The 20417-nt window shown below is 67.5% G+C and carries 19 protein-coding genes; 14 read left to right on the forward strand and 5 right to left on the reverse strand.

Going from position 1 to position 20417, the window contains the following annotated elements; translation table 11 throughout:
• Positions 1–93 precede the first annotated feature (93 nt).
• The 4 genes from ACFW6D_RS04505 (at position 94) to ACFW6D_RS04520 (ending at position 4897) form a co-directional block, all read left to right on the forward strand.
• Positions 94–897 (forward strand): VOC family protein, encoded by an 804-nt coding sequence (locus tag ACFW6D_RS04505; protein WP_379324689.1) that lies wholly within the window; start codon positions 94–96, stop codon positions 895–897.
• A 118-nt stretch (positions 898–1015) separates the two neighbouring features.
• On the forward strand, positions 1016–2074 hold the full coding sequence (locus ACFW6D_RS04510; RefSeq protein ID WP_379324691.1) for an ABC transporter substrate-binding protein: 1059 nt from the start codon (positions 1016–1018) through the stop codon (positions 2072–2074).
• Between the two features lie 56 nt (positions 2075–2130).
• Positions 2131–3810: a PQQ-binding-like beta-propeller repeat protein gene (locus tag ACFW6D_RS04515; protein ID WP_379324693.1), complete on the forward strand. Its 1680-nt coding sequence runs from the start codon at positions 2131–2133 to the stop codon at positions 3808–3810.
• Between the two features lie 250 nt (positions 3811–4060).
• Positions 4061–4897, forward strand: coding sequence for an alpha/beta fold hydrolase (locus tag ACFW6D_RS04520; RefSeq protein ID WP_379324695.1), 837 nt, complete (start codon positions 4061–4063; stop codon positions 4895–4897).
• A 32-nt stretch (positions 4898–4929) separates the two neighbouring features.
• Here the strand turns inward: ACFW6D_RS04520 and ACFW6D_RS04525 are convergent, their stop codons facing one another.
• Entirely contained in the window at positions 4930–6141 is a 1212-nt protein-coding gene (locus tag ACFW6D_RS04525) for a hypothetical protein (RefSeq protein ID WP_379324697.1), read from the reverse strand.
• A 74-nt stretch (positions 6142–6215) separates the two neighbouring features.
• Here ACFW6D_RS04525 and ACFW6D_RS04530 point away from each other — a divergent pair, with 74 nt between their 5' ends.
• Complete coding sequence (locus tag ACFW6D_RS04530; RefSeq protein ID WP_379324698.1) at positions 6216–7001, forward strand: glycosyltransferase; 786 nt, start codon at positions 6216–6218, stop codon at positions 6999–7001.
• Here ACFW6D_RS04530 and ACFW6D_RS04535 read toward each other — a convergent pair.
• Entirely contained in the window at positions 6990–7682 is a 693-nt protein-coding gene (locus tag ACFW6D_RS04535; RefSeq protein ID WP_379324700.1) for a TetR/AcrR family transcriptional regulator, read from the reverse strand. The genes ACFW6D_RS04530 and ACFW6D_RS04535 overlap by 12 nt on opposite strands.
• A 326-nt stretch (positions 7683–8008) precedes the next feature.
• On the opposite strand from ACFW6D_RS04535, the gene ACFW6D_RS04540 reads away from it, so the two are divergent.
• The 3 genes from ACFW6D_RS04540 to ACFW6D_RS04550 are packed head-to-tail and all read left to right on the forward strand — an operon-like array spanning position 8009 to position 11487.
• Entirely contained in the window at positions 8009–8677 is a 669-nt protein-coding gene (locus ACFW6D_RS04540) for a lipase family protein (RefSeq protein WP_379324702.1), read from the forward strand.
• A gap of 5 nt (positions 8678–8682) precedes the next feature.
• Complete coding sequence (locus ACFW6D_RS04545; RefSeq protein WP_379324704.1) at positions 8683–9909, forward strand: lipase family protein; 1227 nt, start codon at positions 8683–8685, stop codon at positions 9907–9909.
• Between the two features lie 12 nt (positions 9910–9921).
• On the forward strand, positions 9922–11487 hold the full coding sequence (locus tag ACFW6D_RS04550) for an AMP-binding protein (RefSeq protein ID WP_379324706.1): 1566 nt from the start codon (positions 9922–9924) through the stop codon (positions 11485–11487).
• A 32-nt stretch (positions 11488–11519) separates the two neighbouring features.
• On the opposite strand, the gene ACFW6D_RS04555 is transcribed toward ACFW6D_RS04550, so the two are convergent.
• The gene (locus ACFW6D_RS04555) at positions 11520–12473 is read right to left on the reverse strand and encodes an SDR family NAD(P)-dependent oxidoreductase (RefSeq protein ID WP_379324708.1); all 954 of its coding nucleotides are present in this window, start codon (positions 12471–12473) and stop codon (positions 11520–11522) included.
• 129 nt (positions 12474–12602) lie between these two features.
• Here ACFW6D_RS04555 and ACFW6D_RS04560 point away from each other — a divergent pair, with 129 nt between their 5' ends.
• The 3 genes from ACFW6D_RS04560 to ACFW6D_RS04570 all read left to right on the forward strand — a co-directional run bounded on the left by ACFW6D_RS04560 (position 12603) and on the right by ACFW6D_RS04570 (position 14837).
• Positions 12603–13721, forward strand: coding sequence for a sensor histidine kinase (locus tag ACFW6D_RS04560; protein ID WP_379324710.1), 1119 nt, complete (start codon positions 12603–12605; stop codon positions 13719–13721).
• Positions 13718–14359 (forward strand): response regulator, encoded by a 642-nt coding sequence (locus tag ACFW6D_RS04565; RefSeq protein WP_379324712.1) that lies wholly within the window; start codon positions 13718–13720, stop codon positions 14357–14359. Before ACFW6D_RS04560 ends, ACFW6D_RS04565 begins: the two co-directional genes overlap by 4 nt.
• A 73-nt stretch (positions 14360–14432) precedes the next feature.
• Positions 14433–14837 (forward strand): hypothetical protein, encoded by a 405-nt coding sequence (locus ACFW6D_RS04570; protein WP_379324714.1) that lies wholly within the window; start codon positions 14433–14435, stop codon positions 14835–14837.
• Here ACFW6D_RS04570 and ACFW6D_RS04575 read toward each other — a convergent pair whose 3' ends face one another.
• Complete coding sequence (locus ACFW6D_RS04575) at positions 14838–15995, reverse strand: epoxide hydrolase family protein (protein ID WP_379324716.1); 1158 nt, start codon at positions 15993–15995, stop codon at positions 14838–14840.
• Positions 15996–16058: 63 nt separating this feature from the next.
• Between ACFW6D_RS04575 and ACFW6D_RS04580 the strand changes: the two genes are divergently transcribed.
• Positions 16059–17015: a helix-turn-helix transcriptional regulator gene (locus tag ACFW6D_RS04580; RefSeq protein ID WP_379324718.1), complete on the forward strand. Its 957-nt coding sequence runs from the start codon at positions 16059–16061 to the stop codon at positions 17013–17015.
• Positions 17016–17060: 45 nt separating this feature from the next.
• Here ACFW6D_RS04580 and nrdF read toward each other — a convergent pair whose 3' ends face one another.
• Positions 17061–18023 carry a class 1b ribonucleoside-diphosphate reductase subunit beta gene (nrdF, locus tag ACFW6D_RS04585; RefSeq protein ID WP_379233549.1) on the reverse strand — a complete coding sequence of 321 codons (963 nt, stop codon included), beginning with the start codon at positions 18021–18023 and terminating at the stop codon, positions 17061–17063.
• A 383-nt stretch (positions 18024–18406) separates the two neighbouring features.
• Between nrdF and ACFW6D_RS04590 the strand changes: the two genes are divergently transcribed.
• Together ACFW6D_RS04590 and ACFW6D_RS04595 are read left to right on the forward strand one after the other, a co-directional pair.
• Complete coding sequence (locus ACFW6D_RS04590) at positions 18407–19393, forward strand: hypothetical protein (RefSeq protein WP_379324720.1); 987 nt, start codon at positions 18407–18409, stop codon at positions 19391–19393.
• A gap of 20 nt (positions 19394–19413) precedes the next feature.
• A complete protein-coding gene (locus ACFW6D_RS04595; RefSeq protein ID WP_379324722.1) occupies positions 19414–20358 on the forward strand; it encodes a hypothetical protein in 945 nt (314 codons plus the stop codon).
• Positions 20359–20417: the final 59 nt, after the last annotated feature.

Consider the following 20417-nt stretch of genomic DNA (forward strand, 5'->3'; position numbering starts at 1 on the left):
GATGACTTTTCGACGCTCGGCGCGTCATGATCGATGACGGGATGCCCCCGTGTCACCGTCTCTGTCGCGCCACACCAACAGCGGAGGAGAGTCATGTCATTCACCCCGAAGCCCGGTGATCCCACCTGGGTCGACCTCTACACCACCGATCTCGACCGCGCGATCGCCTTCTACGGCGAACTGTTCGGCTGGACGGCCGAACGCGGCGGCGAGGAATTCGGCGGCTACACCACCTTGCGCAAGGACGGCCGGGCGGTGGCAGGGGCGATGGGCAGGCACGACGATCCCGGCGACCCGTATCCCGACCGCTGGACCGTCTACCTCAGCTCCCCCGACGCCCTCGCGACCACGGCGAAGGCGAGCGCGGCGGGTGGCAATGTGATCGTCGAGCCGATGGCCGTCGGCGATCTCGGCGCGATGGCGGTGCTCGCCGATGTGGGCGGGATCGGCGTCGGCGTCTGGCAGGCCGACACCTTCGCGGGCTTCGAATCGGTGGGTCTGGTCGCCGGCGGCAACTGGTCCGACCACGTCGGCGTCCCGTCCTGGTTCGAGCTGACGACCCGCGCCTACGACGATTCACTGGTCTTCTACCGCGAGGTCTTCGACTGGCGCGACACCCTCACCATCGCCGACACCGACGACTTCCGGTACACGACCATCCACGCGACCCCACCCATGGGCGGCGGCATCCTGGACGTCGGAACCCACCTCGCCGAAGGCGTGCCCGGCTCGTGGACGGTCTATTTCGGCGCCGACGACGTCGACAAGTCCGCCGAACAGGCCGTAGCCCTCGGCGGCACCGTCGCCTTCGACCCGATCGACACCCCGTACGGCCGCCTGGCCGGCTTGATCGACCCGACCGGTGCGCACTTCAGCATCGGCGGCAACACGAAGTAGATCTGCCGCAGGTGGACGGTGCGCGGTCGGACGATCCGGGCCACGGGCCGCTGTGCTCGGCCGACGGGCGCTCGGGGCCGCGAACCCGGGTCGTAGTCGACGCAGTACCCTCGTCCGCATGCCGGTGAGCGCCCGAGTACGCACCCGATTCCGTCGCACGACTGCTGCCGTGGCCCTGCTGTGCACGGCGGCTTTCGCGGCAGGTTGCGCGGACAAGCACGACGACGCGAGCACGATCATCCGCACCACCACCAATATCGCGGGTGCGGGTGTGGTCGGCGCCGATCGCGATACCGCGACCGCGTGCCCGTTGCCGAGCGCGCCCGACGCGGGATCGGGCGCGACCCGCACCGTCACCCACACCGCCGGTGTCACGCAGGTGCCCGCCGACCCGCAGCGCATCGTCGTGCTCACCACCTCCGCGCTCGACGCGGCCTGCGCGCTGGGCCTGTGGGAACGGGTCGCGGGCGCGGTCACGTTCGACGGCGATCGCACGCAGCCGATGTACCTGGGCTACGGCGTGGTGAAGGTGCCCAGCGTCGGCCCGATCGGTCAGCCCGATCCCGCGCGCATCGCCGAACTGAAGCCCGACCTCATCCTCGGCGACATCGCCCCTGCCGCAGGCGGTTACGACGCACTGAGCAAGATCGCCCCCACCGTGCTGATCGGCGCGGGCGGCAGCTGGCAGTCCGATTTCGCCGCGTATTCCGCGGGCATGAACCGCAACGCCGCCGCCGAAACCGCCATGCAGTCCTATCTCACCGAAGCCCACGACCTCGGCCCCGCCCTGAACGCGGGCCAATCCCAGGCCTCGGTCCTGCGCTTCACCCCCGACACCATCCAGGTCCAGGGCACCGAAACCTTTGCCGCCCAGGTCCTTTCCGACGTCGGCGTCCAGCGCCCCACCGCCCAACGCGGTACCTCCTACGACATCACCGAGTCCGACCTCGCCACCAAAGCCGAAGGCGACGTCATCTACGTGATGTTCGCGGGCCCCGAAGGCGAGACCCAGGGCAAAGAAGTCCTCCGCTCGGACCAGTTCGAAGAACTCGGCGCCGCCACCGACAAACGCGTCTTCGCCGTCGACGACAAGATCTGGCACACAACAGGTCTCACCGCCGCCCGCGCCATCCTCACCGACCTCCGCAACAGCCTCAACGGCTACGTCACCGACTGACCCACCCGCTATCCTCAGCACCGCGACGGTGATCGCACCATCGCTGGGGAGGGTCGATGAACACATCTTTGCCACGCCTGCCGGACTATTCGGCGGCGATCGTCGCTGCCGCGATCCTGGGGACGACAGTTCTCGTCGGTGGGGTGGGTCTCGGTAGCTACAGCCTGTTCTTCGCCGCGCATAATCCGTTCGAACCGAATATTTCTTCCTACGACCCCATCGCGGAACAACTCGGAGTCTTCGCAAACGCCTTCGGCGTGGTGGTTCTACTTGTCCTGGCCGTCGCCATGCGATGGTCGGTGAGTCTGCGTGCGATGGGCGCGGGGAACCCGCCCGTCGTCATCATGGCCGCAGTTGTCACCGTCGAGATTCTCATCTCCGCGGACCGCGAAATCCCCTCCACTGTCGACCGGATATTCGGCTACTACGTGGCGTATCCCCAACTCCCGACAGCGGTTGTCGCGTGGTATCTCATCGTCCTCGGGTCTGTTCTCGTCCTCGCTGTCAGCTTCGCACCACCTAGCCACCGCGTGCTGCCGATCCGCGCCGGCGCGACCTCGGCCGCGGTCGGCATGCTCGTCTGCGCGGCAGCGACCGGTTTCGCGTTGCGTGCCGGTGATGACACTCGTTTCATCGACCACAGCACGGCCATACGAACTCCTACCGCATCGACCCCGGATCGCTTGGGGGTCGAGCGATTCCGCGTCGACCTGATCGACAGTCGCTGGGTAGTCGTCGGCGGCAACGGATTTATCGTCGGATCGCGAGAAGGCCTCACCGCGTACGACGGGGCCACCGGAACGCCGCGCTGGCACTACCTCCGCCCGAAAGCCGCCGATCACGGTGTCCGACACAACCCCGACTACATGCAGTCGATTCCATCCGAGAATGTCGTGGTCACCTATTGGAACAACCTGGGCTGGATGGCATTCGACGCGTCAACCGGCGAAACACTGTGGACTGACTCCGAATTCGCTCGCGACGCCGGGCAGCAAGACCGATTCCGGACCACGAATGATCCGCTGCCATCGCTGCTGATCAGGGAAACGGGGCACACCTTCGTCCGATATGAGGCCCGCACCGGACGGCGAATGTGGTCACCGTCGGACGAAACCTCCTGCCGAGACGCGGCTCCCCGGATCGCGGTCACCGTACGCGCGATCTATCAGGTGTCGATGTGCGGCGGTTCCCTGGCAGAAGAGTCCCGAGTCATCGCCTTCGACCCGGCGACCGGCGAGACGATCAGCCGACGCGACATACCGCACCCCGCCAACAGGCCGGCGGTTCTGTCCGTCGTCGACGAGATCGTCTCGATCGACTGGACCAGCGCCCCCTTCGACCACCTGCACTTCGCCTCCCCTGAGGCGCTGCCCACTGCCCCGATCTCCGGACCCTTCACGGTGATCGCCGCAGACCCGCCGACCGGCACCATCGTCGGAAAACCTGACACGGGGCCCGTCACACTGACAGACGCCAAGGACCCGAGCCGATCACACCTCGTCAACCTCTCCCCACGTGAGATCACCGCCTCCGAAGTTCTCCTGACCGCCGACGCGTTGATCAGCGTCCAAGCCGACAAGTTACAAACCTGGCAACGCACCGATCTCGTGGACAACACCCCTGATCGAGCACTCGAATCGTGCTCGCCACACAGGGTCACGGCCGCACCCGGCGCCACCCTCATCTTCTGCGAGGGACCCCGATCCACTCCCCGAATCATCGGATTCGCACCGTGATCCGGGGCTACTCCGCGGAAGCCGGATCCCAATCCAGTGGACTTGACAGATTTCGGTATATCGGGAGGCAACCGGGTTCGCCGTGGTGACCCGACTCCGAGCAACGTGCCCACGATCCAGAGCGACCTACCGTGCAGATCTGATCATGCGATACCCGCCCGGCCGACGCCGCACTGGTGAACGATTGCAGTACCTCTGGGGGAACGTCCGAGGCAACCCACCGCCCGACTTCTAGTGAGCGAGTTCGACCATGCATGTGCACCGCGACCACGCCGACATCCACTTCACCGATACCGGTGTGGGCCGACCGGTTGTGCTGTCTCACGGGTTTCTGATGGACGGAACCATGTTCGATCGCACTCGAGATGCGTTCGTGGAGAACGATTTTCGTGTCATCGCCGTTGATGCTCGCGGTTTCGGTGGCACCGAAACCGATCCCACCAAGTCCTTCACCTACTGGGATCTCGCCGACGACATCGCCGCTGTCCTCGACCACCTCGCCATCCCCGGTCCGGTCACCCTCGGAGGGATGAGCCAGGGCGGCTACACCTCGCTCCGCTTCGCCTTGCGCTATCCGGAGCGCACCAAAGCCTTGATCCTGGCTTCGACCGCGGCACGCGCGAACACTGCCGATGAAACCGCGCAGTACCAGGCGATGGCCGCCGCATGGACCGATCCAGGCGCCCTCCTCGAACCGCAGGCCCGCGCGCTCGCCCCACTCCTCATCGGCGGTCTGCCCGAAGACCAGGAGCCCTGGATCACCCGCTGGCTGAGCGACCCCCACCGCACCCGCACCACCGCATCTTGGGAAACGCTCGCCACCCGCGACGAGATCACTCACCGGCTACACGAAATACAGTGCCCCGCACTGGTATTGCGCGGTCATGCCGACCAAGCGGGTGGTACCGCCGATGACGCCTCAGCCCTGGCCGAGCGCCTATCCGGCGCAGCGGGTGTCTCCGCGGTGATCGCCGGTCCGACCGCAGGCCACGGCGTGTGGTGGACCCACCCCGAGCCCGTCGCCCACTGCGCTCTGTCATTCCTCCACGGCCTGAACGTCTCCGCGCAATCGAGGGCATCGGCATGAGGACGGCTGTCGACTCACCGGAGCCGAGCAGCTCAACGTGATCGTCGGGCCAGCCGCTCGCTGATCACCCACGTCCCACCGACCACGATCAGGGCGAACAGTGCCAGCCCACCGCCGAGTTCGGCGACGATCCACAACCGGCCGCCGAGAGACAGGTTGCCGTTGAGGGAGATGTTGAGTGAGCCGACCGCGAAGGCGATGACGGCGGCGAATACCGATACCAGTTCGACTGCCCGCACCACAGAACCTCGGACAGATTCGGCGAGGCGACCGATTTCCGCCTCGGTGCGTTCGCCGCGGTCTCGGTCGGCCCGCGCCTGCCCGTCCTGGACTCGGGCAGCCTCGATCGCGTCTCGCCGGGCGATGTATTGCCCTTGCAGCAGTTCATGACTCACCCGCCAACCGTTGGCGGGAAGCAGGCGAAGGGCTTCGTCGATGTCGATCGCCGCCGCGTCGTACTCGCCGCACCACCATCGCCCGGTCGCCAACCGGTAGGTCAGGATGTGACTGCCGGGATAGGCCGCGACGGCCTCGGCCGCGCGGTCGCGCAGCAATTCACCTCTGCCAGGGAAGTCGGCGCTGACCGCGAGCCCGTTCAAGACGACGTCGGTCGCGGCGAAGGTGCGGTGCGGTGCGCTCCACACCTGCTCGAACAGTTCGCACGCGAATCGGGCATTGGTGCGGTGGCTACCGAATGCCGCGAACGCCCGTAAGGCGTTGAACAGCACCGACTCCCGGTGCGGCCCGGTGGATACGGCCAGCAGCGACGAGTCGAGGAACTGCGCGAGTTCGTCGAAGAGGAAGTCTGCCCGCAACTTGCCCGCGTGGTACAGCGTCGCGAAATAGGCCTTGTTGCAGCTGCTGTCGTCGGCGGCGACGATGTCGGCGGTCGCATCGGAGATCTCGTCGGCCGACTCCACCGAATCGCGGGTGATGAACGCATAGCCCAGCGCCCATTTCTCGCGGATCGGCTCGTGCACCGCCGCCGCGATGTGATCGCCCATCCAGCCTGCGCAGTGCACGGCGGTGTAGAGGGTCGGTTCGGCGCGGAACCGATGGTTCCAGTAGCGGTCGGCACAGATCAGGCGCGGATCGCGGTCGAAGTCCGCGGAGTCGACGTCGAACTGCGGTTCCACCTGCTGGGCGAGATACTGCAGGGCGATCTGTTCGCATTCGCGTTCCAGCGCCCGCGAATTCGCCGCGACCAGCGCATCCAACGTCGATTCGATCAGTGCGTGATCCATGAACGTCCCCTCACCTGCCGTCTCACCGGATGATCAATGTCACTGATTACCACAGGGTTCCACGCAACGTCGACATGGCAGAGTGGTCGATCGTGGAGATCGCGGTGCTGACGGCGGTACACGCCGGGTACGCCCGCTACCTGCCCGATGCGTGGAAATCGCTGTGCGCCCAGACCCACACCGACTGGACCTGGTGCGTACAGGTCGACGGCGCGCGCTCCCCCGAGGTGGTCGCATCCCTGATCAAGTGTGGCGCCACCGATGATCCCCGACTTCGGTTGGCGTTCAACGGAACACGTGAGGGACCGGCGATCACCCGCAACGTCGCCCTCGGTCGGATCACCGCCGCGCTGGTCCAGAATCTCGACGCCGACGACGAACTCGAACCGACCTGCCTGGCCGAGCTCAGCGCGGCCCTCGATGCCGAACCCACCGCAGGATTCGCAGTGGGCCCGGCCCGCGACCTGCTCGCCTCGGGCGAGTTGAGGACGTTCCCTTGGGATTTCCGCACGGGCTTGCTTGCCCGGGGCGCGCTGCTCGACACCTGGGATACCACGGCCGACACCTACCGTCTGCCGGTCCACCCGGCCGGAGTGATGTGGCGGCGAGACCTGCTGCTCGCTGCGGGCGGTTGGGCGGCGCTTCGCGGCATGGAGGACACCGCACTACTGATGTCGGCCTCGGCGTTGGCACCGGGCGTCGTCATCGAGACTCCCACCCTGCGCTACCGCAAGCATCACCAGCAGCACTCGGCCAGAACGTCAATCTTCGAGGGGGGGGGGGAGCAAATTTCGCTTGTTCGTGCCCGGGCGGCCAGTTTGCTGCTCGGGTCGGCGTGGTCAGCGCCCTCAGCCTGCTGAGCGCGCCCCGGCGGCTGCCAAACCCAAGTGCACGATGTCGGCAAATGCCATGAGATCCCTGATCAGCGTGTCGATTTCACCCGAAGTACCGGCGTCGGTGTGATGTAGCCAGTCGGCGACGGTGTCGAACAGACCGCCGATGGTGGATACCGCCAGCGCGTGCAGGTCGATATCGATCCCACCCTCGGGCACGAATCCGTTTTCGCGCCACAGGGTTTCGAGGAACTGGGCGGCCCAGCGACGGTTGGTGCGGCGCTGCTTTTCCACGTTGGCCGAAATGCCGCTGGCCTCACCGAAAGTCACCTTCGCCACGCGTGGGTCGTCGACGAGTGAGTGGGCGAAGGCGGAGATGACGACCGAGACCAGTTCGTCGCGCTCGCCCGAGGATTCGAGCAGTGCGGCGGCGACCGCCTGCTGCGAGCGGTCGCTGAGCTGTTGCAGAAGGGCTAGATAGCAGGCCTCTTTGCTGTCGAACAGTTCATAGAAGGCCTTGTTGCCGACGAAAGCGGTCTGGCAGATCTGTTCGATCGCGGTGTTGACGTACCCGTCTTCGGCGATCAGTTCGAACGCGGCCGCCAGGATCTGATCGCGCCTGCGGGCTTTGCGCTGCTCGGCGTCCAAACCCTGGATCCGGCGACCGCCTGCGGATCGGGGCTGCGCGCTCTTGGAGATCGACGTCACGCAGCTCAGCATACCGATCATCCAATTGTAACAAGGAACCTTGTTTCTAATAAGACGTCGTGCTGTAATCAGCATCACCTACTGAAGGAGTTGCCATGCAGCGCCGCACGGCCACCACCACCCTCCCCCCGACGTTGGAGCGCGGCCGCCGTGCCGCTGCTCGCCGTCGCGGCACTCGCCGCACCAGCCGCCGCCGAGGAGCTCCCCGAACTGCCGAGCGAGTCGCAGGTGTATCCGGCGGTGGTGCCGATCCCCACCCCGGACAACGACCCCTGGTACGCCGATCCAGCCGATTTCGGCGCCTATGCCAACGGCGACGTGATCCTTTGCGCGCCGGGATCCAGAAGGAGATCAGCCTGCTCGGCCAGTTCCTGGCGGCGGGCGCGGCGGTGGCCGAGCAGCGGCGTTCCTATGCGCCGGAGCTGGATATTCGGGGCAGCGCGCAGGGCGGTATTCCCGGCGACAAGGTCGCGATCGCGCCGTTCGCGGTGTCGGGTCAGCAGCCGCAGGCCAACTTCACCGGCTGGCTCGCGATCCTCGGGCTCGCCCGCGAATACCCCGAGTTCGATCAGGCTCTGCAGCAGTACCTCACACCCGAGGGTCGCGAGGTGGCGGCGGAGATGAACGGCCGCTGCCTTTACACCACGTTCGTCTCGACGCTGCTGCGTCCGGTGGCCGACTACCTCACCGATCCACAAGCGGCACTGAGCCATCCAGCCGTGCGGGCCGCGTTGACGGAGGCGAGCTTCGGCAGACCGGAGAACACCCCGGACATCCCCTTGCTGATGTGGCACTCCACCACCGATCAGTTGCTGCCCGCCGAACTGGCGATCGACGACATCGCGCGCACCTATTGCGCGCGCGACGTGAACATGCGGATGTTCAAAGTCCCTGCGACCGAACGCATCAGCGCCGAGATCGTTCCCGAGCTGGGCACTGTCGCCTGGCTGCTCGCCGTCACCGCCGGTGCCGATGCCGGGCCGCGGGTATGTTGAGGGCGTTGCGTCGCGGGGCGCTGATCGTCGTCGCGTTGTTCGCCGTCACGGCCGCGCCCGCTGTCGCGCAGGTGCTGCCCAGCGAGCCGCAGGTGTACGACCTTCTGCCACTGCAGGATCCGCGCGATGACCCGTGGTATTCGGCACCGGACAATCTCGCGGAGCTGGCCAACGGCCAGATCGTGCGCACCAGGGACGTCCAGTCCTACGCCCTCGGCATACCGATCCCCGTTGCCGCACGTCAGATCCTCTACCGCAGCAGCGACTCTCGCGGCAATCCCCTGGTCACCGCGACGACCGTGCTCACGCCTGGCATCCCGTGGGTGGGTAGTCCCCGTCCGCTGGTTTCGTTCCAGGAGGCGATCGATTCCCTTGCCCCCGTCTGCAATCCGTCCTACACGCTGCGGGCGGGCACGTTCAAGGAGATCGCGATCATCCAGTACTTCCTCGAGCAGGGTATGGCGGTGACCATCCCCGATTTCGACGGCCAGCACAATTTCTGGCTGACCCCGGCCGAGGGGCACATGGTGCTCGACGGAATCCGGGCCGCGAAGTCGGATCCCACATTGGGACTGGCTGATTCGGGCGTCGGCCTCTACGGATATTCCGGCGGCGGTAGCGCGAGCACCTGGGCGGCGGAACTGCACGCCACCTACGCGCCCGAGTTGCCGATCCTCGGCGTCGCGGCGGGTGGGGTGCCGTCGGAGAAGCGGGCGATCGTCGAGGTCGGGGCCAGGCGAGAGCTCAACCTCACCAGTTGGGGTGTGTGGACCGTGCTGCTCGCGCTGTCGCGGGAGTTCCCCGATGTGGTGAACCTGAGCGAGCTCGTCACCGACGAGGGCCTCGACATTCTGCGCGACCTGGAAAATCGCTGCGTCTACACGATCGGCGCCACCGGCACCTTGAAGCAGATCGTCAACTATCTGAAAGATCCTGCCGCACTGCAGGACCCGCGCCTACTCGCCCTGCTCGAGGAAACCACACCCGGACGCGACGACATCCCGCCGCGCATGCCGCTGCTGATGTGGCATTCCACGACCGACGAGATCCTCCCCTACGAAACCACCGCCGGACCGCTGATCGACCGGTACTGCCGCACCGGCGCCGACCTGCGTTTCCTGCCGATCCCGCTGTCGGAGCACTTCATCGCCGCCGTCACCGGCATCCCCGCCGCGATGGGCTGGCTGAGCCTGCAACTACGCGGCGGCCCCACTCTCCCCCGTACCTGCTGACCAGGAGGACTCATGAACATCTCCACCCTCGCGCACACCGCGCGGACCTCGCTGCGCCAGATCCGCGTCATGCAGCGGGCCGGGATCATCGACCTGCGCAATCCACCCCAGGTCGTGCGTACCGCCGCCACGATGCGCGCCTATGGCCCCATCGCGGGCGGCATCCGCACGTCCGCGCGACGAACCCCCGACCGGATCGCCCTCGTCGACGGTGAGCGGCGAATCTCCTACCGCGAACTCGATGCCCGCACCGACGCGATCGCCGCCCGCTGGCACGCCGCCGGATTCGATGCCGACGACACCATCGGTGTGCTCTGCCCTGATGGTGCGCTGCTGGTCGAAACCATGGCCGCCGCAGCGAAACTCGGCGCCCGGCTGGTGCTGCTCAATACCGGCTTCGGGGCGGCACAGTTGCGTGACGTGCTGGCCAGGGAAGAGGTTCGTGCCCTGGTTCTCGACCCGAGTCTGTCCGCGCTGGCCGAGGATCTGCCCGACGATATCGCGCTGCTGGAAGCGGACGCCTCGCCCGGTGGCAAGCCCCTCCCCGCGCCGACTGAACAAGCGGGGTTCGTGCTGCTCACCGGCGGCACGACCGGCACTCCGAAGGGTGCGCCGCGTCGCGTCGAATCACCCTTGGCCGCAGCGCAATTCGTTGACCGGGTGCCGTTGCGCCGAGGCCAGACCGTGCTGCTGTGCGCGCCGCTGTTCCACGGCACCGCGCTGTCGCAGTTCATCCTGTCACTGAATCTGGGGTCGACGATCGTGCTGCACGGCAGGTTCGACGCCGCCCGTGCGCTGGCCCAGATCGCCGAGCATCGCGCCGACATGGTGGTGCTGGTCCCGACGATGCTGCGCCGGATTCTCGATCTCGGCCCGGATGCGTTGTCCGCCAACGACACCACCTCGCTGCGGATCGTCTTCACCGCGGGTGCCGCACTGCCGTCGTCGCTGGGTACGCGGGCCATCGAGGCCTTCGGCCCGGTGATCTACAACTTCTACGGCTGCACCGAAACCGGCACCGCCACCATCGCCACCCCGCAGGACTGGATCGCCGCCCCCGGAACCGTCGGCAAGGCGCCGGTCGGTATCACCGTCGCGCTCTACGACGGCGACACTCTCGTCACCGAACCCGGCAAGGTGGGCACCGTCCACGTCGGCAACTCCATCGCCATCGCCGGCTACTCGGGCGGCGGCGGCAAACAGATTCGCGGCGGCCTGATGAGCACCGGCGATCTCGGCCATTTCGACACCGGGGGAAGGCTTTTCATCGACGGCCGCGATGACGACATGATCGTCTCCGGCGGCGAGAACGTCTTCCCCGGCGAAATCGAAGACCTGCTCTACAAGCACCCTTCGATCACCGAAGCGGCCGTAATCGGTGTCCCCGACGAAGAATTCGGCCAGCGACTCGCCGCGTTCGTCGTCGCGGCAGCCGACCTCGACGCCGACACCGTCCGCGCCTACGTGAAAACCCACCTCGCCCGCTTCAAAGCCCCCCGCGACGTGTTGTTCGTCGACGACCTCCCCCGCACCCCGACCGGCAAGATCGACCGCCGCGGCCTGGCCGCACTGCGCTGACGCTCGACGGTGGCGGCGAGGGGTCGCCACCGTCAGGCGTGGGCGGTTTTCCCACCGTCGATCACCAACTGGGCGCCCGTCAGATACGGGTGCTCGGGTGAGGCAAGGGTCAAGGCGAACGCCGCGATCTCCTCCGGAGTCGCCAACCGCCCCAGACCCGGCACATTGCTCGACGCCCACTGTTTCATCGCGACCCGGTACGCGTCGTCGGGGAGGCCGCCGATGGGGCTGAGGCCGCGCACGAGTTCGGTGTCTGTGGTGCCGGGGACCAGCGCGTTCACCCGGATACCGTCGGCCGCGTAGTCCAGTGCCGCGCCCTGTACCAGGCCGACCAGTGCCCGCTTGCTCGCGGTGTAGGCGCCCCGATTGGCGTCGGTGGCCAGCGCATTGCTCGACGAGGTGACGACGATGACCCCGCCGCCCCGGCGAAGCAGGTGTGGCACTTGGTATTTCATGGCGAGGAAGACGCCGCGCAGGTTGGTGTCGAGCACCCGGTCGAATTCCTCGGCGGTGTATTCGTGCAGTTTGCGCTGCACGCTGATCCCGGCGTTGTCGAAGGCGATGTCGAGGCCGCCGTGGGTATCGGCGGCGGTGTCGACGAAAGCCCGCACCTGCTGCTCGTCGCGCACATCGGCCGCGATGAACGTGGCCTCGCCCCCAGCGCTTCTGATCTGCGCTTCCACCGCGCGGCCGCGATCCACCCGGCGACCACAGAACGCGACGCGCGCGCCTTCCGCGGCGAACAACCGCGCGGCGGCGGCGCCGATGCCGGAGGTGGCGCCGGTGATCTGCACGCACTTGCCTGCGAATCGTTCGGTCCGGCCCGGCAGTAGGGGTGGGTTGGCGCCGGACCCGAGGGCGACACCGCCCGCCAGACCGGTGGCGGCGCCGACGGCAAGCCCGCCCGCCATCATCCCGAGCATCCCGCGTCGGCTGGTGGATCGTGCTGGGCCCGAACCGGATTCGATGTTGTCGTCGTTTGTCATGGGTCCAGCCTCCACGCCGGGCGCTGCGCTGACTTCCGCCTCGAGTCCGACCCGCACGGCCGCAAGCAGGAGCGCGCCTCCTCCCCAGGGAGGAAGAACAACCGCCCGGAATCGGGGCATGATGGAGCGGTGTCGGAATCACTGCTCGGTGCGCGGATGGTGCCCGTTCGGGTGACGCTGCTGGTAGGTCTTGCCGTCGGCTATCTGCTGCTGCTCGCCGATGACCCGAGCGCCACGGACTGGTTGATCGGCCTCGCCGCGGTGAGCGTCACCGCGCTCGGAGTGCGAGCGCCGCTGGTCACTTCGCTGGCCACGTCGGGGTTGCTCGCGCTCGGGTTCGTGATCGGCGACAGCGGGCCCGCGGTCGCCAAGATCGCTGCCGCGTTCGCGCTGGCCGAGTTGACCGCCCGCCGTGGCGGCAGGCTCGCCGTGCCCGCCGCGGCACTGCTCGCCGCGGTCTATCTGCTGCATTCGACCGGCGGCACCGCGGTCATGCTGTACCGCGCGGTGACGATGGCGCTGGTCCCGGTGCTGATCGGCATCCTGCTCGGCACGGCATGGACCGCGCAGCGCAGTGCGGCGCGCACCGCTGCCGACCTGGCCGCACACCGCGAGCAGCAGATCGCCGCGGCCAGGATCGCCGAGCGTACCGCCATCGCCCGCGAGCTGCACGACCTTGTCGCCCACCATGTTTCGTCGACAGTATTGCGGGTGGGCGCGGCCAGGCACGCCTTCACCGATGCACCGACTGCCCTGTTGCAGGTGCTCGACGATGTCGATGCCACCAGCAGGGAGGCGCTCACCGATCTGCGCAAACTTGTCACCGTGCTGCGCGATCCCACGCACGAACCCTTCGTCGCGCCTTCGGTTCTGGCGCAGGCTCTGGGCGAGGTCGTCGACCGCGCCCGACGCACCGGGCTCGACGTCACCGCCCAGGTGGACGACGCGGTGGCCGTCGTCGATCCGGTCTCGGCGCTGACGCTGCTGCGCCTGACCCAGGAAGGACTGGCCAATGTCACAGGCCACGCCGGCCCACTGGCCAAGGCAGACCTGCGCGTAATCGTCGGCGACACAGTCTCGTTCGAAGTCCGCGATCGCGGCGGCGCCGCATCGACCGGCTCCGGCACCGGGCTGGGCCTGGTCGGTCTCCGGGAACGGCTCACTCTGCTCGGCGGAACACTGGAAGCCGGTCCGCATGCCGACGGCTGGCGACTCGCGGCGCGCTGGCCACTGGGAGCAGTCGCATGACCGTGCGCGTTCTGATCGTCGACGACCAGCAGCTGGTGCGCGCGGGTGTGCGCATGCTGTGCGAGACCGCGCCCGATCTCGACGTGGTCGGCGAGGCGACCGGCGGCGCCGACGCGGTGCGTCTGGCCGCGCGCACCAGCCCGGATGTCGTCCTGATGGACCTGCGGATGCCCGGCACCGACGGCATCGCGGCCACCCGGCAGATCCTCGCCATGCGCCCCGTCACCCGAATTCTCGCCCTGACCACGTTCGACGACGACGAGCACCTCTACCCGGCCCTGCACGCGGGCATGTGCGGATTCCTCGTCAAGGATGCCCACCCCACCCAACTGCTCGACGCCATCCGCCGCGCCGCCGACGGTGACCCGGTGTTCTCCCCCGACGTGCTGCGTCGCGTCGTCGGGGCGGCCCTCGACCACCGCGCTCCACCGGCCGTCCCGGACGGTCCCGAACCGACTCCGCGCGAACGCGAAGTCCTGCGGCTGCTCGCCGACGGGCTGTCCAACGCCGAGATCGGCGCGCACCTCAACATGGGCATCACCACCGTGAAAACCCATGTCGCGAATCTGATGACCAAGACCGGCGCCGATAACCGCGTGCGGCTGGCCGTGCACGGCCTCCGCACCCTCCGGCACTGAGAAAACCGCTGGTAGCTGCCCGATTGCTACGATGGTGAGCAGCTCTTCCCGCCCAGCGCTCGAGGAGGAAAACGTGGCTCAGCAGTCCGACGATCAGGTCCCGCCCGCGCCCGACAACGCCGCCGATCTCGATCTGCCGTGGGCGCCCCGCGATCACAAGTGGAGCGGGCCCAAAGCCGAGCACGACGCCCTGAAATGGGCCGATGGCGACGCAACCAAGATGGCGAGCATCTACCTGTATCGCAAGCCCGGCGGCAATCCGGCCACCGAGGCCGACTACAAGTTCCCGGTCGCCGACATCATCGACGGCAAACCGACCCGGGTCTTCCACGCGGTCACCAACGCCGCATCGCGCCTAGGCGAGGCACACATCTCCGAGGCCGACCGCGCCACGGTGAAGCATCGGATCGCCGAGCTCTACCGGGACGCGGCGCAGGCCTTCGACGACCCGTCGCTGCGGGCGCCCTGGGATCGCTGATCAGCGCAGCCCGCGGAAGAACGCGCGAACGTCGTCGACCAGTAGCTCCGGCACCTCCATCGCCGCGAAGTGGCCACCACGGTCGAACTCCGACCAGTGCACGACGTCGGTGGCCGGGTCGGCGTAGCGGCGGATCGCGATGTCCTCGGCGAAGACCGCGACGCCGACGGGAGTGGTCAGCGGTGCGGTCTCCCAGGAGCGGACGTGGGTGGCCTCGTAGTACAGCGCGGCCGACGAACCCGCGGTGCCGGTGAGCCAGTACAGCATCACGTTGGTCAGGAGCCGATCCCGATCCACGGCGTCCTCGGGCAGGCCAGTGGTCGGGAACGTCCACTCCTTGAACTTCTCCACGATCCACGCGAGCTGGCCGATCGGGGAATCGTGCAGGCCGTAGGCGATGGTCTGCGGGCGCGATGCCTGGATCTGGAAGTAGCCGTTGCCCTCACTCTTGAACAGGGCGAGGCGGTCGAGCCGGGCGAGTTCGGATTCGGTCATCGTCGCCTTCTCCTCGTCGGAGACGGGACCGAACGGGATGTAGCCGAAGGTCGCGGCGTTGACGTGCACGCCGATCACCTTGTCACCACCCGCGCGCCCCACCTCGGGCGTGACGAACGCACCCCAGTCACCGCCCTGCGCGCCGTAGCTCTCGTACCCGAGCCTGCTCATCAACTCGACCCACGCCTTACCGATCCGGGCCGGATCCCAGCCCTCGTCGGCGACCGGGCCCGAGAAGCCGAAGCCGGGCAGCGACGGGATCACCAGGTGGAAGGCGTCGGCCGGATCGCCACCGTGGGCCGCGGGGTCGGTGAGCGGGCCGATCACATCGAGGAATTCGACGACCGACCCCGGCCAGCCGTGCGTGAGGATCAGCGGCGTGGCATCGGGATTCGCCGAACGCACGTGCAGGAAATGGATGCGCTGGCCGTCGATCTCGGTGGTGAACTGCGCGAACTTGTTCAGTTCCGCCTCGGCCGCGCGCCAGTCGTAGGAGGTGCGCCAGTACTCGGCCAGCTCGCGCAGGTACGCGACCGGCACGCCGCGACTCCACTGCGCGCCGGGCTGCTCGGCGGGCCAGCGCGCGTCGGTCAGCCGGGCCGCCAGGTAGTCCAGGTCGGACTGCGCGATGTCGATGTGGAACGGGGTGATGTCGTTGCTCATGACTACAACGGTATGACCACAAGCGGACACCTTCTGTCCTATAGAACTGGCAGAGTCGAATTCGTGAAAGAGACTTCGGCGCGGCTACTTCGGCTGCTCTCCCTGCTGCAGACCCGGCGCGAGTGGTCCGGCGACGAGCTCGCCGCGCGGCTCAAGGTCAGCACCAGAACGGTGCGCCGCGATATCGACAAGCTGCGCGCGCTGGACTATCCGGTGCGCGCGGTGAAGGGCATCGACGGCGGCTACCACCTCGCGGCGGGGGCGCAGCTGCCGCCGTTGCAGCTCGACGACGAGGAAGCCGTCGCGATGACGATCGCCCTGCGCACGGCGTCGATCAGCGGGGTGAGCGGGATCGGCGAGACCGCGCTGCGCGCGCTGGTCAAACTCGAGCAGGTGCTGCCCGCGCGATTGCGACACCGAGTCCAAGCCATGCAGGTCTCGAACGTGCAGACCCCCGGCCGGGCTCGCGTCGATGTCGATCCGGCGGTGCTGTCCGCCATCGCGGCCGCGTGCCGCGATCGACAGCGCCTGCGATTCGACTACCGCAGCGGAAACCGCGAATCCCGTCGCGAAACCGAACCGCACGAACTCGTCACCTGGGGACCACGCTGGTACCTGGTGGCCTGGGACATCGACCGCGACGACTGGCGCACCTTCCGGGTGGACCGCATGTCACCGAAAATCCCAGTGGGCCCGCGCTTTTCACCGCGCGAGATCCCCGGTGGCGATGCCGCGGCGCACGTCGCGAAAGGCGTCGCCCAGCTCTGGCCCTACCGCGCCGTCGTGCGACTACACGTCCCCGCGGACTCCGAACAGGCCCGCTCCGCGGCCACCTACGGCACCGTCGAACCGATCGACGCCGACACCTGCCGCCTGGAGATCGGCGCCGACAATCCGCGCGGCCTGACCTTCCTGCTCGGCGCCCTCGACACCGATTTCGACATCGAACACGGCCCCGAACTCGTCGAGCACCTGCGCCTGCTCGCCGCGCGATTCACCCGGGCGACGTCCCAGCAATAGCAGAACGGCGACGGAATGCTCCGCCGCCGTTCTGACAGAGTTCGCTCAGAACTCCCAGTCCTCGTCTTCGGTGTTGATGGCCTTGCCGATGACGTAGCTCGAACCCGAGCCCGAGAAGAAGTCGTGGTTCTCGTCGGCGTTGGGCGACAGCGCCGACAGGATCGCCGGGTTCACCTCGCACTCGTCCTTCGGGAACAGGCCCTCGTAGCCGAGGTTCATCAGCGCCTTGTTGGCGTTGTAGCGCAGGAACTTCTTGACGTCCTCGGTGAGGCCGACCTCGTCGTAGAGGTCCTGGGTGTAGTCCACCTCGTTGTCGTAGAGCTCGAACAGCAGCTCGAAGGTGTAGTTCTTGAGCTCGTCGCGCTCGGCCTGGGTGACCTGCTCGAGGCCCTTCTGGTACTTGTAGCCGATGTAGTACCCGTGCACGGCCTCGTCGCGGATGATCAGGCGGATCATGTCGGCGGTGTTGGTGAGCTTGGCCCGCGAGGACCAGTGCATCGGCAGGTAGAAGCCGGAGTAGAACAGGAAGCTCTCCAGCAGCGTGGAGGCCACCTTGCGTTTGAGCGGGTCGTCACCGTTGTAGTAGCCGAGGACGATCTCGGCCTTGCGCTGCAGGTTGCGGTTCTCCTCCGACCAGCGGAACGCCTCGTCGATCTCCTTGGTGGAGCACAGGGTGGAGAAGATGGAGCTGTAGCTCTTGGCGTGCACCGACTCCATGAACGCGATGTTGGTGTACACCGCCTGCTCGTGCGGGGTGATCGCGTCGGGGATCAGCGAGACCGCGCCGACGGTGCCCTGGATGGTGTCGAGCAGCGTCAGGCCGGTGAAGACCCGCATGGTGAGCTGCTTCTCGTCGGGGGTGAGGGTGTTCCAGGACGGGATGTCGTTGGACACCGGGACCTTCTCTGGCAACCAGAAGTTGCCGGTCAGCCTGTCCCAGACCTCGGCATCCTTCTCATCGGGCACCCGATTCCAATTGATGGCCGACGCCCGATCGATGAGCTTCATTCCGCCTCCACACCTTTCCGCCAGACCTGATGACCCGCCACCCGCCGCCGTGCACGGGCCTGTTCACCCAGAACACTACTCGTAGTGGGTGACAGTCTCGGGGAGCACTACAGCTTGTGTTGCGGTGCGCCGAACCCGACCTGACCGGCCGAATACCCACACCACACACGCGGCCCCCATTGTGCGCCACGATCGCCGCCACACCACCATCGCATCGCCAGTGATTCGCCACATGCGGACGAACACCCACCTCACCCGGTGAGCGCCACCACTGCCCGGCGCACCTGGGCCCGGTGCGGGCGTGGGGTGCCAATTCCGGCACACTGGGAGGCCGAAGTGGGTCTGTAGGAGCGGGAGGTGTCTCGCGCGAGGGGGATTTGTCGATGCTGTTGCGTCGTTGCGCGGCTGCCGCCGCTGTGATCATCGGGCTCACCGGCTGCCAGGAGAACCTGCCGAAGCAGCGTGCGGCCACACCGATCGAGGCCGCTTCCGCGATGCCTGAATTCTGGAAGACCGCGCCGACCACCGATGACCAGCGCCTCGAGCTCCTGCGGCGGCTGCGTGCGATCGACCCCTGTGCGCTGGTGCCGCGCGCCGATCTCGCGAAGTTCGGAAAGTTGATCGAGGTCGAGAACCGCGGACCGAGCAGGTGCGAGGCGACGTTCGACTCCACCGAGAGCGGCAAGGGCACCTCGGTCAGTTGGGCCATCGGTGTTGCGCCGACGGGGTACGGCTGGGGCGAATCCAAACGGGAAGAGGTCGACGGCATCACCGTCGGGACTCTGGGCGACCTCGACAACGGCCCCCTCCGCGAGGGACAGCTGGACCGAAGTTGTCTCGCCACCGCGGTTTTCGCGAATACGACCACGCTCCCGGTGAGCGTGCGAACACCGCTCGGCACCGAACCGTGCCCGGCTGCCGAGGCCGCGCTGGCTCGCGCGATGGGCGGACTCGCGAGCGAGCCAGCGCACGGCACCTCCCCAGATACTCCGCCGACCGCACTGCGCGGCAAAGACCCGTGCGAGGTCGCCGCCAAGCTCAACGCTGCGGTCACGGTTCTCGATCTGCGAATGTGGACCTGCCAGTTCACTTTCCGAGGTGCGGCCATCGACGTGGACTACAGCTTCACGCCCCGAGAAGTCACCGGCAGCGGGGAGCCCATCTTCGTCGTCAACGGCCACCCGAGTTACGCCTCCCCGTCCAACGCCGGCGAATACGCCTCTTACACAGCCGTTGTCGGCCCCGCGCTGCCGGGGCCCGGCTCCGAACTCCTCGGCCCGAACGTCCCGACGGTCCAGGTCTTCGGCAAAGATCGTGCCGCTCTCGAGTCCGTCCTCCGCTCGACTACCGAACTGTTTCCCGCCACCTGATCCGGACAAGGAGAATCCCTGTGCGACAGCTGATCCTGCTCGCCATCGCGGCGCTGACGTTGGTCGCCTGCGGGAGCGAACCCGCACCGGACTCCATGCCCCGAGGCGGATTCTGGTCTACCGCAGCGGATTCCGATCCGGCGAAGGTCGCTGTACTGCGCAAGGTCAGGGCGATCGATGTGTGCGCACTGCTGCCCCGCGCGGCACTGGGCGGCCTCGGGACCGTGCGCGACGTCGAGAACGTGCACCCGAATCAGTGTCGACTCAATATCGCTGTCGACGGCCATCTCACCGGGATCGACGCGACCTGGAGTACCGGGGTGATGTTCGAGGGTGAGCCGAGCATGGACGGGCCCGTGGACGAGGAGTCGATGGGGGATGTGCGGGTGCTGTTCAACGACGAACCCGCGTCGTCGGCCGATCCGCAGGTGCGTGGGGCGTGTCAGGCGTGGGCGCGGTTCGAGGCGGGGGCCGATCTGTCGTTCAGTGTGCGGGCGCCGCAGGATGCGTGCACGTCGGCGAAGGCGCTGTTGCGGATCGCGTTGACCGAGTGGCGGAAGGAACCGGCGCAGGGGACCTCGCCGGACTCGGATCGGACGGTGATCACCGGGGCCGATCCGTGCGCGGTCGCGTCGGCGCTCGGTGTCCTGGTTCCGGTCGCCGATCAGGGTGTCATCACCTGCAAGGTGAGCGTCGGCGGGCGCGACGCGATCGTCACCTACGACTACAACGAGGAACGCTCCATCATCGACGACGCTCCTGCCTTCACTGTCGGTTCCCGGCAGGTGTACCGGTTCGACACCGCGCAGGCCGATATGGCCTCGCTGTCGGCCGTTGTCGGTCCGGGCCTGGCACCGGGGCCGACCGACGCGCTGATCGGCCGCCGCGTGCCGACCGTCTCGGTCACGGCTGACTCCACGATCGCGGAGAAGGTCATGCGCGAAACCCTGCCGCTGGTGCGGTGACAACGTTCTGAGAACGACCTCGCCCGATGTTTGCGCGTGGGTTGCCGTCGCGGGCAGAC

It is taken from the genome of Nocardia sp. NPDC058705, from assembly GCF_042749305.1.
In the GTDB taxonomy this organism is placed as follows: Bacteria; Actinomycetota; Actinomycetes; order Mycobacteriales; family Mycobacteriaceae; genus Nocardia.